Genomic DNA, 12856 nt, shown 5'->3' with positions numbered 1-12856 from the left:
ATTTCGGGGAAAACGGGGATGCGCGAGCGCTAAGGCCGCGCATTGTAACAGAATCAGTCTGCGGGTGTGGTGTAATTTTGAACGCTGCACTTAGCTGGTAGGCCACCAGCCCGACCACCAACCTGCAGCAAGCAGGGTGAGGGTGCAAAATCCGGTTTCCATGGCGCCGCCACTGCGCAGCGGCCAGCCAGGCAGCCGGAAGCGGCGCTTGATGGGCCAGAAGAGCGGAATGCCCGCCGGGGTGAGCCAGTCCCCCAGCAGATGGCTGAGGTAGCCGACGATCAGGGCATCCTTGACCCCTATTGGCAGAGTCCCCGGCGGCAGGCTCTGGTTTAGCCCCCAGATGGCGGCAGCGACCGCCAGCAGACTGTGGGTGAAACCGCGATGGCCAAACAGTCGCGACAAGGGTTTCGAGATCCACGGCAGTCGCTGCCCCAGTACCGATTTGGGGTGGTCGAGGTCGGGCAACAGGGCGCTGGCCAGCGCGGCGGGTATGGTCTGCCACAGAGTGGCATCGGCCAGTGCCGGGGTGAGCTGCAGTTTGTGAGCGATCAGGGTACAGCTAACAGAGAAGAGCAGGTGTCCTTGGGCGGTCATGATGATCAGGGCGTGGATAAGATGGCGGCGCATCTTACCAGCCTGATGGTTGTGGTCAGCTCTTATTTTAAAAATCAGAATGTTACGGCGAAAAAGCGCCCAAACTGGGCGCCTTTTAGTGCGTCTTTACAACTTGCCTTTGACCAGCCACTTGTCGAGGGCATTGGCGAAGCGCTGTTTGTCGGCGGCATTGAAGGGGGCAGGGCCGCCGGTCTGCACACCGGCCGAGCGTAGCTCTTCCATAAAGTTGCGCATGCCGAGCCGCGCCTTGATGGTCTCGCGGGTGTAGATCTCGCCACGGGGGTTGAGCGCCTCGCCACCGGCATCGATCACCCAGGAGGCGAGGGGAATATCGCCGGTGATCACCAGATCGCCGGGCTGAACCTGCTGGGCGATGACATGATCTGCCACATCGAATCCCTTCGCCACCTGCTGGGTCTTGATGAAGGGGGAGGGGGGCACCCGCAATCCCTGATTGGCCACCAGGGTGGTGACCACCTGGGCGCGGTGGGCGGCGCGGTAGAGGATCTCCTTGACCGGAATGGGGCAGGCATCGGCATCGACCCAGATGGGCATGGCATGGTTTCCTGTAGTGAAAGCGGATAGAAAACGAGAGCGGGCATCTTAACACAGGCCTTCCCTTCCCGGCGCGGGGCTGAGTCGGCCCCGCCTTTGGTGTAAGCTGGGGCCTGCACATGAAACGAGAAGGAGACGAGATGGATCGGGTGCCCGGTGATGTGATTTATGCCCTGACCCTGGATGGCAAGGGGGGCATGGTGCCGCTGACGGCGGGAAGCGCGATCCCGACGGCACACCCCGGCTGGCTGCATCTGGATTACGGCAATCCCGATTCGGCGCGCTGGTTGCTGCAGACCCCCTTGCTCAGCGAGGCGGCTCGCGAGGCACTGCTCGGTCAGAGCAACAGGCCCAAGCTGGTGCGGATGGGAGAAACTGTGCTGCTGATCCTGCGCGGCATCAACCACAACAAGGATCACAGGCCCGAAGAGATGGTGGCGCTGCGCATCTTCATCACCCCGGATCTCATCATCAGTAGCCGTCGTCGTCCGCTGCTCTCCGAGCAGGATGTCTTTAACCAGCTCAAGCTAGGGGGCGGCGCCGATACCCCGGCTGACTGGCTGGTCGAGGTGTGTGATGCACTGACCGATCGGGCGGGGGAATTTGTCGAGGAGCTGCACGATCAGATCCTGGACCTGGAAGAGCTGGTATTGATGCGTGATCTGCCTGCCAACGGCCGGCTGGCGCTGATCCGCAAGCAGCTCATCATGATCCGCCGCTATCTCTCTCCCCAGCGGGATCTGGTGGCGCGGCTCGCCAACGAGAAGATCAGCTGGCTGGACGAGGATGACCGCCGTCGTCTGCTCGATATCGCCGATCGGCTGCGACGCTGGCTCGATGACCTCGATGCGGGAGTGGCACGCACCGCCGTGCTGGCGGACGAGATCAACAACCTGATGGCGGAGGCGACCAACCGCCGTGCCTACCAGATGTCGGTGATGGCGCTGCTCTTTTTGCCTGCCAGCTTCCTGACCGGCCTGTTTGGCATCAACCTCGGTGGTATCCCCGGGGCCGAGAGTCCCACCGCCTTCTGGGTCTTCTGTGGCTCACTGGTCGTGTTGGCAAGCGGGCTGGCTATCTGGCTCAAACACAGGCGCTGGTGGTAAGGAGCAAACATGACCATGTGGCAATCTTTCGGTGTGACCTTGCTGCTGTTGCTGGGGCACACCCTCATTCGCAATCTGATCCACAAGAGCCTGCTGGCCCTTGGCCAGAGCAGGCAGGTGAGCGAGAACCGGGTGCTCTATGTGGAGCATGTCTTTCACTTCCTGCTTGGCTGCGCCACCTTGCTGATCCTGGCCGGGGTGTGGGGTCTGGACTTCTCCCGGCTGGTGGTGCTTGCCTCCTCCTTCTTCGCCGTGCTGGGGGTTGCCATGGTGGCCCAGTGGTCGATCCTCTCCAACATCACAGCCAGCATCACCATCTTCTTCGCCTTCCCCTACAAGATTGGCGACCGGATCCGCATCCTCGACAAGGATGACTCTGTGACCGGCGTCATTACCGAGATCGGTCTGTTCTACGTGCGGGTGCGGGATGACAACGGCGATCTGGTTACCTATCCGGCCAACCTGATCCTGCAAAAGCCGGTCAGGCGGCTGGAGGGCAATCCGGTGGTACCGCCGCAACCGGAATAAGAAAAAGGCTCCGCGGAGCCTTTTGATGGTGGGGCAAGTGTCGCGTTAGCGTTCGAAGAAGCGGTAGAGGTGCTCCACCTGAACCGGGCAGTCGGCCACCAGATGCAGATGTTCGCGGGCCTGCTCGACGGTGCCGAAACTGACCGGGCAGCCGAGGGTGTCTGTCAGTTCGTAGAGGGTGCCATCCTTGCCTCTGAATTCGATGAGCCAGCCGGGAATAGCCACGTCGTGGAGTATTTCGGCCTCGTGCAGGATCTGTTGCTGATAGAGCTTACGAAGTTCACTGACTGTCATGATGCGCTCCTGTGGGGAATATCCAATTCCAGTCTATGCCTGTCCTTTGGGTGGGGCAACAAGGGTGCGGCAACCGTCCGGTGGCGATAGCGGTTGAGCAACAGGATTATTCGCGCAGGCACTCCCAGGCCCAGCGGATACGGATAAAGGTCTCGGCATTGCCGCCCCGATCCGGATGGTGCTGCAGTGCCAGCTCCCGCCAGCGGCGGCGGATCGCCTCCTGGCTTGCCCCTTCCTCCAGTTCGAACAAGGCCAGTGCTTCGGTCTTGTGCCCCTCCCCATCATAAGCGCGCCAGAAGCGGTTGAGCAGGGCTTCAACGTCGGCACGGTCGGTCTGCCAGAACACCTGCCAGTCGAGATAGTAGCTGCGCAGATTTTCGCCAAGGGCGAAGGCGTGGCTGGCCTCTTGGTTTCCGATCAGCGGTTCGAGCCGGATATCCAGGGTGCTGATCACCAGCCACCACCCCTCTTGCCAGAGTTCGGCCTGCAGTTGGTAGAGGGCGTTCATGATCAGGAAGTTGACCCGAAACAGCTGCAACTGCTCATCGTCGGCCAGCTGGGGAATCACCCCCTGCTGGCGCAGGGCGGCCAGCAGTTCATGCACCTTGTAGCTGCCCGCCGCCTGTTGCAACAGCGTGAGCAGGGGGGCGAGCAAGGGATTGTGCTCCGGGTGAGGCGTATCCAGGGCTGGCTCCTTGCTCAGTGAGAGGATAGATAGCCAGACAGCGCATCACTGCGGTGTCTGGGCGGGTGACTCAATAATAACTTGGATCCTCGGGGGAGGGGCGGGTCTTGAAGCGGCGATGGAGCCACATGTACTGCTCCGGCGCCTTGCGCACGGCGGCTTCAATCTCGCGGTTGGCGCGAGCGGCATCGACCATGTCATCCCCGCTCGGGTAGTCGGCGAGGGGGGCCCCGATATGCAGGGTGTAACCCTCGCGGGTGCGGAGGTTGTAGCAGGGCAGGGTAACGGTGTTTTTCACCCGTGCCAGGGTGGCGGTGCCGGTGATGGTGGCGGCCTGCTCCACTGCGAAGTAGGGCACGAACACGCTGGCGTGGGAGCCGTAGTCGTGATCCGGCGCGTACCAGAGTGCGTCGCCGTTGCGCAGCGCCTTGATCATCCCCTTCACATCCATCCGGTCCACCAGATATTTGTTGGAGGCGCAGCGGCCGTGGTACTGGGCATACTCCAGCACCGGGTTGGTGTTGGGGCGATAGACGCCTACCCCGGGGCGCACCAGCCCGAAACAGCGGGCGTTGAGTTCCAGCGTCAGGAAGTGGCAGGAGAGCAGCAGCATGCCCTGACCTTTTTCCATGGCGGCGATAACGTGCTCTTCCCCTTCCACCTTCATCAGGTTGCGCATCCTCCAGTCTGGCCAGAACCAGGCGATCCCCACCTCGAACACGGCGCAGCCCACGCTCTCGAAGTTTGCCTTAAGCAGTTTCTCCCGCTCATCCCGGGTCAGCTCGGGCATCGCCAGCTCCAGATTGCGACGGGCAATCTTGACCCGGGACTTCAATATCCTGGCGGCGAGACGACCGAGCAGGCGGCCCAGCCACATCTGGCTGTGCCACGGCAGCAGGGTCAGCAGCCAGAGCAGGCCGAGGCCGAACCAGCTGGCCCAGTAACGGGGATGAAACAGGCGGGGCTCGAGGCGGGGAGCGTTGTCGTGGGCCATGGCTAATCTCTTGTTCGCAAACACAATCGGGGGATTCTAGCCGAAAAGGGGGGGGCGGGGCGAATGGCGATGTGCTGGTCAGAGGGGTGTCCCGCGTCCGATTAGCGTGGCAGCGGCGGTAACGGCGGTCGGCTTTTTCTACACCGGATAAAAGAGTGTGATAAAATCGCCCGCTGATTTTTCAGGTTTTGAGAGTCGATACAGATGAAGATCACCCTGCCCGAGTTTGAAAAAGCCCGCGTTCTGGTCGTTGGCGATGTCATGTTGGACCGTTATTGGCATGGCCCCACCGGCCGGATCTCCCCTGAGGCACCGGTGCCCGTGGTCAAGGTTGAACATATTGAGGAGCGCCCCGGTGGCGCGGCCAACGTGGCCCTCAACTCCGCTGCCCTCGGCGCCCATGCCGTGCTGCTGGGCCTGACCGGTCAGGACGAGGCTGCCGATGCCCTGGCCGGTCAGATGGCTGGCGTCAAGGTGGCCTGTGATTTCGTTCGTCTGGCCGACTTCCCGACTATCACCAAGCTGCGGGTGCTGTCCCGCAACCAGCAGCTGCTGCGTCTGGACTTTGAAGAGCCCTTCCACTCCGTCGATGCCACCCTGCTGATGAGCAAGGTGGAGCAGGCGCTGCCGAATAGCGACGTGATGATCCTCTCCGACTACGGCAAGGGGGCGCTCAACGACGTGCCCGGCATGATCCAGCGCGCCCGTGCTGCTGGCATTCCGGTGCTGGTCGATCCCAAGGGGACCGACTTCGAGAAGTACCGCGGCGCCACCCTGCTGACTCCCAATATGTCCGAGTTCGAGGCCGTGGTGGGCAAGGTGAAGAGCGAAGAGGAGCTGGTCGCCAAGGGGCTGGATCTGGTCAAGCGCTTCGAGCTGGATGCCCTGCTGGTGACCCGTTCCGAGAACGGCATGACCCTGATCCGCGAAGGTCAGCCAGAGCTGCATCTGCCGGCTCAGGCCCACGAGGTTTATGATGTGACCGGTGCCGGTGATACCGTGATCTCCACCCTGGCCACCTCGCTGGCTGCCGGCAAGAGCCTGGACGAAGCCTGTGCGCTGGCCAATACCGCCGCCGGTATCGTGGTCGGCAAGCTCGGTACCTCTACCGTCAGCCCGGTCGAGCTGGCCAACGCCCTCTACACCGAGCAGGAGACCGGCTTTGGCGTCATGTCCGAAGCCCAGCTGAAAGTGGCGGTTCGTGCCGCCCGTCTGCGCGGCGAGAAGGTGGTGATGACCAATGGCTGCTTCGACATCCTGCACGCCGGTCACGTCTCCTATCTGGCCAACGCCGGCAAGCTGGGGGATCGCCTGATCGTGGCGGTCAACACCGACGAGTCGGTCCGTCGCCTGAAAGGGCCGGGTCGTCCGGTCAACCCGACCGAGCGTCGTATGGCAGTGCTGGCTGCGCTGGGCGCGGTGGATTGGGTGGTGCCGTTCGGTGAAGATACCCCGCAGCGCCTGATTGCCGAGATCCTGCCAGACCTCTTGGTCAAGGGCGGCGACTACAAGCCGGAAGAGATTGCCGGTTACGCCGAGGTGACCGCCAACGGCGGTGAAGTGCGCGTCCTCAACTTCGAGGATGGCTGCTCCACTACCGACATCATCAAGACGATCCGCGAGCGCGGCTAACGCGCCGCTGGCCCCGCAAGCTGGCGGGGCTCACTATCGGTTGTAGCAAGCCGGCAGAAATTCGGATAACAAAAAGGCGACCTTGCGGTCGCCTTTTTCATGTCCGATAACGGCTATCAGGCCTTGGGCTTGGCGCTGGCAGGCATCAGACCCTGGTTTACTTCCACCAGATCCTGCGCTTCCAGCACGCCGGCAGCCTGCTTCAGGCTCAGGATATTGAGGATGTAGTTGTAACGGGCTTCGGAGAGTTTCTGCTTGGCGCTATACAGCTTTTTGGTTGAGTCCAGTACGTCGACTATGGTGCGGGTACCCACTTCGTAACCGGCTTCGGTCGCCTTCAGGGCGCTGTCGGCGGAGACCACGGACTGGCTGTAGGCGCGCACCGAGCCGATGCTGGCGTTCACATTGTTGTAGGAGGAGCGAACAGTGCTCTGCACCGAGCGGAAGTTCTTCTCCAGCAGCTCGCTGGCGGCCACATAGTTGTACTGGGCCTGCTTCACCTTGGAGCTGGTGGCGCCACCGCTGTAGATAGGCAGCTTGAAGGTCAGACCGATATTGGCCTGATTGTCATTGCCGCCCGGCATGCTATCCAGTTTGTAATCGGTATTGCTGGCTTGAAGACCGGCACCCAGATCCAGGGTCGGCTCATGACCGGTCTTGGCCAGATCGATCTGCTCCTTGGCGATGTCCTTGGCAATGCGGGCACTGTGCAGTTGCAGGTTTTTGTCCAGCGCCAGCTCGAGCCACTTGTCGGAGCCGAAAGCGGTCTTCTGCGGGCTGAAACGATCGGTGTTGAGCACGTCCAGATTGCGATGATCGATACCGGTCAGCTCACGCAGGGTTTCGTAGCTGTTGTCCAGCGCGTTTTCGGCATTGATCTCGTCAGCCAGCGCCTGGTCGCGGGAGGCTTCTGCTTCATGAACGTCGGTGATGGCGGTCAGGCCCACTTCAAAACGCTGCTGGGTTTGCTCCAACTGACGCTCTACCGCAACCTTGTTGGCACGGACGAACTCCAGGGTATCCATCGCCTTGAGTACGTTGAAATAGGCCTGGGCAGTGCGCAGCATCAGGTTCTGGATCTCGAGGTTGTAGGCTACGTCATTCTGGGTCGCACTCTTCTCGGAGATATCCAGATTGATCCAGTTACTGCGACGATAGATGGATTGATCCAGTGAAAGTGAACCGGAGGCTCTGTTGTTGGTCTGGGTATCGTTTTTGTTTTGCAGGTACTTCAGGTCAGCACCCAGATTGATCTGGGGCAGCAGGGCTGCACGGGATTCATTGATCTGCTCGAAGGCTTTATCGCGAACGGCTTTGGACTGCAGCAACTGCGGGTCTTTGATCTGGGCTTGCTGGTAGATGTCGAGCAGGTTTTCGGCATGGGCACCGGCACTGACGCCCAGCAACACCATGACTGACAAAAGTGTTCTTTTCATAGATCGTTTTAACCTTATGTAGTAACCCAAACTGGTTGCTGGAGAGGCAAATATTGTCACCGACCAAGCTTGATTGCAGCTTAATCACTCTACTATAAGCAAAATTTAATGCTAAGAGTCTCAGGTCCGGTGACGGGAACGTCAAGAACCGGAGGCAGTTTTCTCCCCGCGCGCCTAGCCAAATGGTCTGTGGCTGCTAAAATCCACCCCTCATTACCATGGCACGCCGAGTGAATGAACGTTCATTCATGTTCCTCGGATTTTATGGTCAAACTGATACAAGTCAAGCTGACGGGAGCCCCGGATGTCGCAGCAACCCTTGCCGCAAGATCGGCATTACGCCGCCGATGATGTGAAAATCATTGAAAAATCAGCTGGATATAACGGCTTCTTCAAGGTGAATGTCTATCGTCTGCAGCATCGGTTATTTGCCGGCGGCTGGAATCAGCCCATCGTGCGCGAGCTGTTCGAGCGGGGCCATGCTGCCGCGCTGCTTCCCTATGATCCGGTGCGCGACCAGATAGTGCTGGTGGAGCAGTTCCGTATCGGCGCCATGGAGACCAGCCCGACCCCCTGGCTGCTGGAGCTGGTGGCCGGCATCATTGACGAAGGGGAAACCGCCGAAGCGGTGGTGCGTCGCGAAGCGGTGGAAGAGGCCGGGATCGAGGTGGCCCGCTGCGAGCATGCCATCAGCTATCTGGTGAGCCCGGGCGGCAGCACCGAGCGGATCGAGGTCTTTGTGGGCGAGGTGGATGCCAGCAAGGCCGAGGGGCTGCACGGTCTGGCTGATGAGGGCGAAGATATCCGGGTGCACGTGGTGAGCCGCGAACAGGCCTACGCCTGGCTCAAAGAGGGGCGCATCGACAATGCGGCCTCGGTCATTGCCCTGCAGTGGCTGGCTCTCAACCACGGCGAGCTGCGCGCCCGCTGGCTGGCGGATCGCTGAGGTGGCGCAGACCTTGCAACAGAGCAGGCGCTATGTGCCTGATCTGATGTCCTTGCAGCGTACCTGCGAGGTCAACTACTCACGGGTGTTGATTGATGGAGCTTTGCGATGCCATTAGTTCAATCCCGGACCAAACGCTATGTGCCGGATTTGATGTCTCTGCAGCGAACCTGTGAGGTCAACTACATGGCGCTGATGAAACTGCTACCGCCAGAGGGGGAAGTCGGAGCCGAACGCCGCTATCGAGTCGGCAACGACCTGCAGTTCCAGCTCACCATTTGTGGCGAGAGCCGCTTCACCAGTCAGGTGCTCCTGAGCCAGCACAACCCCGAGTTGCCCGAATATTTACAAGCTCAGATAGAGATTCGTTTGTATCATGATGTGCGGATGGCGGAAGTGTGTGCAGCGCAACAGATTTCCCGTCTGCAACCACGTTATGATTACCCCAATAAAAAGATGCACCAGCGGGACGAAAAGGAGCAGGTAAATCTGTTTCTGGCTGAATGGCTAAAATTTTGTCTCAGGCATGGTACTAGCCCCATCAATATCTCCAGTTGAACAAATAAAAAGAAGCGTGATTTTGGAAACAGAGCTCCCCCAGGCGCAGGACGGCAGTGTGCGCCTGTTGCAAATTACCGATACCCACCTCTTTGCCAGTGAAGAGGGGCGGCTGCTGGCCGTGCGCACCGCCGAGAGTCTTGCCGCCGTGCTGGAACAGGTGCAGGCCAATGCACACCCCTACGAGGTGATTCTGGCGACCGGCGATCTGTCGCAGGATCACAGCCCGGAATCCTATCAGCGTTTCGCCTCCATGGTGGCGCCCCTGGGGCGTCCCATCTACTGGCTGCCCGGCAATCACGATGACAGCCCGCTGATGACCGAATATCTTCATGCCGCCGGGATCAGCGAAGCCAAGCAGCTGGTGGGCGACCACTGGCAAGTGATCCTGCTTGATACCCAGGTGCGCGGCAAACCCCACGGCATGCTGGGCGATCACCAGCTGGCCGCCCTCGACCGCGCCCTGCGCCAATATCCTGATCGTCACGCCCTTATCACCCTGCACCATCAGGCGGTGCCGGTGGGGTGTGCCTGGCTGGATCAGCACAATCTCAAGAATGCCGATGACCTGTTCGCCGTGCTGGCCCGCCATCCGCAGCAGAAGACCATTCTGTTTGGTCACGTCCATCAGGAGTTTGACGAGGTACACCGCGGGGTGCGGCTGATTGCCAGCCCATCGACTTGCATTCAGTTCAAACCGCTATCCGATGGTTTCGCGCTGGACGAATCCGGCCCGGGTTGGCGCTATCTCACCCTCTATCCGGATGGGCGGGTGGCCAGCGAGGTGTGGCGCCTGCCGGTGGGGCAGTTTGTGCCCGACCCCAACGCCACCGGTTATTGAGGAGAACATTTCATGAAGTCTGTTCTCCTTTATCTGCACGGTTTCAACTCCTCACCGGGCTCCGCCAAGGCGCAGCAGATGGCTGCCTGGGTGGCGGCCAATCGGCCCGACATCGAGGTGATCATTCCGGCCCAGCCCAATACGCCAGCGGCGGCCTGGGCGGCTATCGAGCAGACCATTGCCGATCTGCCGCATCGTTATGGTAGTGAATTCAAGCTCGGCGCCGTGGGCAGCTCCCTCGGCGGCTTTATGGCGACCCGGGTCAGCGAGCAGTACGGCTGCCGCGCTGCGCTGATCAATCCGGCGGTGCGCCCGCACGAGCTGCTCTGTGACTACCTCGGCCCCCAGACCAATCCCTATACCGGGGAGCAGTACCAACTGCTGCCTGAACATATGGACGAGCTGCGGGCACTGGCGGTACCGGTGACGGCGCCGGAGCGACTCTGGATCCTGCAACAGCAGGGGGATGAGGTGCTCGATTATCGCAAGGCGCTGGATGAATACCGCTTTGCCCGCCTCTCGCTGGAGTGTGGCGGCAACCACGCCTTTGTGGCGTTCGAACGCTATCCCGCCCAGATCATCCGTTTCCTCGGGTTATAGTCAGGTTTGAGTCAATAAGGGCGGTCTCGCCCTGCTTGTTCTTCTCCAGATCAAGCTTTCGGTGCGGGGAGTTTGTTCTACCCCCGCCTAGCAGTTAAGATTCCCTCCAAACGTCAATTCGCAAGGCCCTCCATGTCTACTCAATACAATGCGGATGCCATTGAGGTCCTCAATGGCCTTGAGCCGGTGCGTCGCCGCCCCGGCATGTATACCGACACCACCCGGCCCAACCACCTCGGCCAGGAGGTCATCGACAACAGCGTCGATGAAGCGCTGGCAGGTCACGCCCGCAATCTGGAGGTGATCCTGCACGAGGATCAATCTCTCGAGGTGATCGACGACGGCCGTGGCATGCCGGTCGATATCCACCCGGAAGAGGGAGTCAGCGGGGTGGAGCTGATCCTCTGCAAACTGCACGCGGGCGGCAAGTTCTCCAACAAGAACTACCAGTTCTCCGGCGGTCTGCACGGGGTGGGTATTTCGGTGGTGAACGCCCTCTCCGATCGGGTTGAGGTGACGGTGCGCCGCGACGGCCAGGTCTATGACATCGCCTTCGAGCGTGGCGACAAGGTGCAGGAGCTGACCATCACCGGTACCTGCGGTCGTCGCAACACCGGCACCCGGGTGCGCTTCTGGCCGCAGGCGAGCTACTTCGATTCGCCCAAATTCTCGGTCACCAAGCTGGAGCACCTGCTCAAAGCCAAGGCGGTACTCTGCCCCGGCCTCACCATCAAGTTCCTCGACAAGAACACCGGCATCAAGCTGGAGTGGTGCTACGAAGATGGCCTCAAGGATTATCTGGTCGATGCGGTCAAGCAGTTCACCTGCCTGCCGGAGCAGCCCTTTATCGGCTCGTTCAGCTCCGAACAGTCGGCGGTGGACTGGGCCCTCTGCTGGTTGCCGGAAGGGGGCGAATGCCTCGCCGAATCCTATGTGAACCTCATTCCCACCGCTCAGGGCGGTACTCACGTCAATGGTCTGCGTCAGGGTCTGCTCGACGCCATGCGCGAGTTCTGCGAGTTCCGCAACCTGCTGCCGCGCGGGGTCAAGCTGACTCCGGAAGATATCTGGGATCGCTGCGCTTACATCCTCTCCATCAAGATGCAGGATCCCCAGTTCGCCGGTCAGACCAAGGAGCGGCTGTCATCGCGCCAGAGCTCGGCCTTTGTCTCCGGCGTGGTGAAGGATGCCTTCAGCCTCTATCTGAATAGCAACACCGAGCTGGCGGAGCAGATCGCCGAGATCTGCATCTCCAGCGCCCAGCGCCGGATGCGCGCCGCCAAGACGGTGGTGCGCAAGAAGATTACCCAGGGCCCGGCGCTGCCCGGCAAGCTGACCGACTGTGGTTGCGCCGACCCCATGCAGGGTGAGCTGTTCCTGGTGGAGGGTGACTCTGCGGGCGGCAGTGCCAAGCAGGCGCGGGATCGCGAGTTTCAGGCCATCATGCCGCTGCGCGGCAAGATCCTGAACACCTGGGAGGTGGAGGCCGGTCAGATACTCGCCTCGCAGGAGGTGCACGATATTTCCGTGGCCATCGGGCTCGACCCCGACTCCAACGACCTCAGCGGCCTGCGCTACGGCAAGGTGTGTATCCTCGCGGATGCGGATTCGGACGGTCTGCATATCGCCACTCTGCTCTGTGCCCTGTTCGTGAAGCACTTCCGCACCCTGGTGGAGAAGGGCCACGTCTATGTCGCCATGCCGCCGCTTTACCGGATCGATATCGGTAAAGAGGTCTACTACGCCCTCGACGAGGACGAGAAGAACGGCGTGCTGCAGCGGGTCGAAGCCGAGAAGAAAAAGGGCAAGGTGATGGTGACCCGATTCAAGGGCTTGGGCGAAATGAACCCGAAACAGCTGCGGGAAACCACCATGGATCCCAACACCCGCCGTCTGGTGCAGCTCACCATGGATCCGGCAGGGGAGAGTGAAGGGGATGCGGCTGACGAGACCCTGCAACTGATGGACATGCTGCTGGCCAAGAAGCGGGCGAGCGATCGCCGCGAATGGCTCGAAGAGAAGGGCAACCTCGCCATTATCTAGCGAAGGTGGTGCCCCGGTGG

At 60.9% G+C, this 12856-nt stretch carries 14 protein-coding genes; 8 read left to right on the top strand and 6 right to left on the bottom strand.

From position 1 onward, the window contains the following. Positions 1-90 precede the first annotated feature (90 nt). A complete protein-coding gene (locus BN1117_RS00640) occupies positions 91-597 on the bottom strand; it encodes a metal-dependent hydrolase (protein WP_040094116.1) in 507 nt (168 codons plus the stop codon). A 126-nt stretch (positions 598-723) separates the two neighbouring features. After that, positions 724-1173 carry a YaiI/YqxD family protein gene (locus BN1117_RS00635; RefSeq protein ID WP_040094031.1) on the bottom strand — a complete coding sequence of 150 codons (450 nt, stop codon included), beginning with the start codon at positions 1171-1173 and terminating at the stop codon, positions 724-726. Positions 1174-1313: 140 nt separating this feature from the next. On the opposite strand from BN1117_RS00635, the gene zntB reads away from it, so the two are divergent. Together zntB and BN1117_RS00625 are read left to right on the top strand one after the other, a co-directional pair. Further along, positions 1314-2279, top strand: a complete 966-nt coding sequence (zntB, locus tag BN1117_RS00630; protein ID WP_209435217.1) for a zinc transporter ZntB — start codon at positions 1314-1316, stop codon at positions 2277-2279. A 9-nt stretch (positions 2280-2288) separates the two neighbouring features. After that, positions 2289-2807 carry a mechanosensitive ion channel domain-containing protein gene (locus BN1117_RS00625; protein ID WP_040094028.1) on the top strand — a complete coding sequence of 173 codons (519 nt, stop codon included), beginning with the start codon at positions 2289-2291 and terminating at the stop codon, positions 2805-2807. A gap of 45 nt (positions 2808-2852) precedes the next feature. Here the strand turns inward: BN1117_RS00625 and BN1117_RS00620 are convergent, their stop codons facing one another. The 3 genes from BN1117_RS00620 to lpxL all read right to left on the bottom strand — a co-directional run bounded on the left by BN1117_RS00620 (position 2853) and on the right by lpxL (position 4780). Then, positions 2853-3101: a hypothetical protein gene (locus BN1117_RS00620; RefSeq protein WP_040094027.1), complete on the bottom strand. Its 249-nt coding sequence runs from the start codon at positions 3099-3101 to the stop codon at positions 2853-2855. A 106-nt stretch (positions 3102-3207) separates the two neighbouring features. Further along, positions 3208-3786 (bottom strand): DNA-J related domain-containing protein, encoded by a 579-nt coding sequence (locus tag BN1117_RS00615; protein ID WP_040094025.1) that lies wholly within the window; start codon positions 3784-3786, stop codon positions 3208-3210. Between the two features lie 70 nt (positions 3787-3856). Then, positions 3857-4780, bottom strand: a complete 924-nt coding sequence (gene lpxL / locus BN1117_RS00610) for an LpxL/LpxP family Kdo(2)-lipid IV(A) lauroyl/palmitoleoyl acyltransferase (RefSeq protein WP_040094024.1) — start codon at positions 4778-4780, stop codon at positions 3857-3859. 204 nt (positions 4781-4984) lie between these two features. Here lpxL and hldE point away from each other — a divergent pair, with 204 nt between their 5' ends. Then, complete coding sequence (hldE, locus tag BN1117_RS00605; RefSeq protein WP_040094022.1) at positions 4985-6412, top strand: bifunctional D-glycero-beta-D-manno-heptose-7-phosphate kinase/D-glycero-beta-D-manno-heptose 1-phosphate adenylyltransferase HldE; 1428 nt, start codon at positions 4985-4987, stop codon at positions 6410-6412. Positions 6413-6528: 116 nt separating this feature from the next. On the opposite strand, the gene tolC is transcribed toward hldE, so the two are convergent. Then, positions 6529-7848, bottom strand: coding sequence for an outer membrane channel protein TolC (gene tolC / locus BN1117_RS00600; protein ID WP_040094020.1), 1320 nt, complete (start codon positions 7846-7848; stop codon positions 6529-6531). 304 nt (positions 7849-8152) lie between these two features. On the opposite strand from tolC, the gene nudF reads away from it, so the two are divergent. From nudF to parE, 5 genes are all read left to right on the top strand, one after another. Further along, a complete protein-coding gene (gene nudF, locus BN1117_RS00595) occupies positions 8153-8794 on the top strand; it encodes an ADP-ribose diphosphatase (RefSeq protein ID WP_005335901.1) in 642 nt (213 codons plus the stop codon). 108 nt (positions 8795-8902) lie between these two features. Then, positions 8903-9352, top strand: a complete 450-nt coding sequence (locus BN1117_RS00590) for a DUF1249 domain-containing protein (RefSeq protein WP_040094018.1) — start codon at positions 8903-8905, stop codon at positions 9350-9352. 22 nt (positions 9353-9374) lie between these two features. Beyond that, positions 9375-10193 (top strand): 3',5'-cyclic-AMP phosphodiesterase, encoded by an 819-nt coding sequence (cpdA, locus tag BN1117_RS00585; protein WP_040094016.1) that lies wholly within the window; start codon positions 9375-9377, stop codon positions 10191-10193. A gap of 12 nt (positions 10194-10205) precedes the next feature. Continuing rightward, positions 10206-10793, top strand: coding sequence for a YqiA/YcfP family alpha/beta fold hydrolase (locus BN1117_RS00580; RefSeq protein WP_040094014.1), 588 nt, complete (start codon positions 10206-10208; stop codon positions 10791-10793). 132 nt (positions 10794-10925) lie between these two features. After that, entirely contained in the window at positions 10926-12836 is a 1911-nt protein-coding gene (parE, locus tag BN1117_RS00575) for a DNA topoisomerase IV subunit B (RefSeq protein WP_040094012.1), read from the top strand. Positions 12837-12856 lie beyond the last annotated feature (20 nt).

This window comes from Aeromonas australiensis, assembly GCF_000819725.1.
Lineage (GTDB): Bacteria > Pseudomonadota > Gammaproteobacteria > Enterobacterales > Aeromonadaceae > Aeromonas > Aeromonas australiensis.
The sequence above is the reverse complement of the archived record's forward strand: the minus strand, read 5'-3'. Positions and strand labels throughout refer to the sequence as shown.

What these genes read in the sequence shown, in the direction of transcription:
- BN1117_RS00640 (WP_040094116.1), bottom strand. Translation starts at nt 597, where the DNA reads ATGACCGCCCAAGGACACCTGCTCTTCTCTGTTAGCTGTACCCTGATC.
- BN1117_RS00635 (WP_040094031.1), bottom strand. Translation starts at nt 1,173, where the DNA reads ATGCCCATCTGGGTCGATGCCGATGCCTGCCCCATTCCGGTCAAGGAG.
- zntB (WP_209435217.1), top strand. Translation starts at nt 1,314, where the DNA reads ATGGATCGGGTGCCCGGTGATGTGATTTATGCCCTGACCCTGGATGGC.
- BN1117_RS00625 (WP_040094028.1), top strand. Translation starts at nt 2,289, where the DNA reads ATGACCATGTGGCAATCTTTCGGTGTGACCTTGCTGCTGTTGCTGGGG.
- BN1117_RS00620 (WP_040094027.1), bottom strand. Translation starts at nt 3,101, where the DNA reads ATGACAGTCAGTGAACTTCGTAAGCTCTATCAGCAACAGATCCTGCAC.
- lpxL (WP_040094024.1), bottom strand. Translation starts at nt 4,780, where the DNA reads ATGGCCCACGACAACGCTCCCCGCCTCGAGCCCCGCCTGTTTCATCCC.
- hldE (WP_040094022.1), top strand. Translation starts at nt 4,985, where the DNA reads ATGAAGATCACCCTGCCCGAGTTTGAAAAAGCCCGCGTTCTGGTCGTT.
- tolC (WP_040094020.1), bottom strand. Translation starts at nt 7,848, where the DNA reads ATGAAAAGAACACTTTTGTCAGTCATGGTGTTGCTGGGCGTCAGTGCC.
- nudF (WP_005335901.1), top strand. Translation starts at nt 8,153, where the DNA reads ATGTCGCAGCAACCCTTGCCGCAAGATCGGCATTACGCCGCCGATGAT.
- BN1117_RS00590 (WP_040094018.1), top strand. Translation starts at nt 8,903, where the DNA reads ATGCCATTAGTTCAATCCCGGACCAAACGCTATGTGCCGGATTTGATG.
- BN1117_RS00580 (WP_040094014.1), top strand. Translation starts at nt 10,206, where the DNA reads ATGAAGTCTGTTCTCCTTTATCTGCACGGTTTCAACTCCTCACCGGGC.
- parE (WP_040094012.1), top strand. Translation starts at nt 10,926, where the DNA reads ATGTCTACTCAATACAATGCGGATGCCATTGAGGTCCTCAATGGCCTT.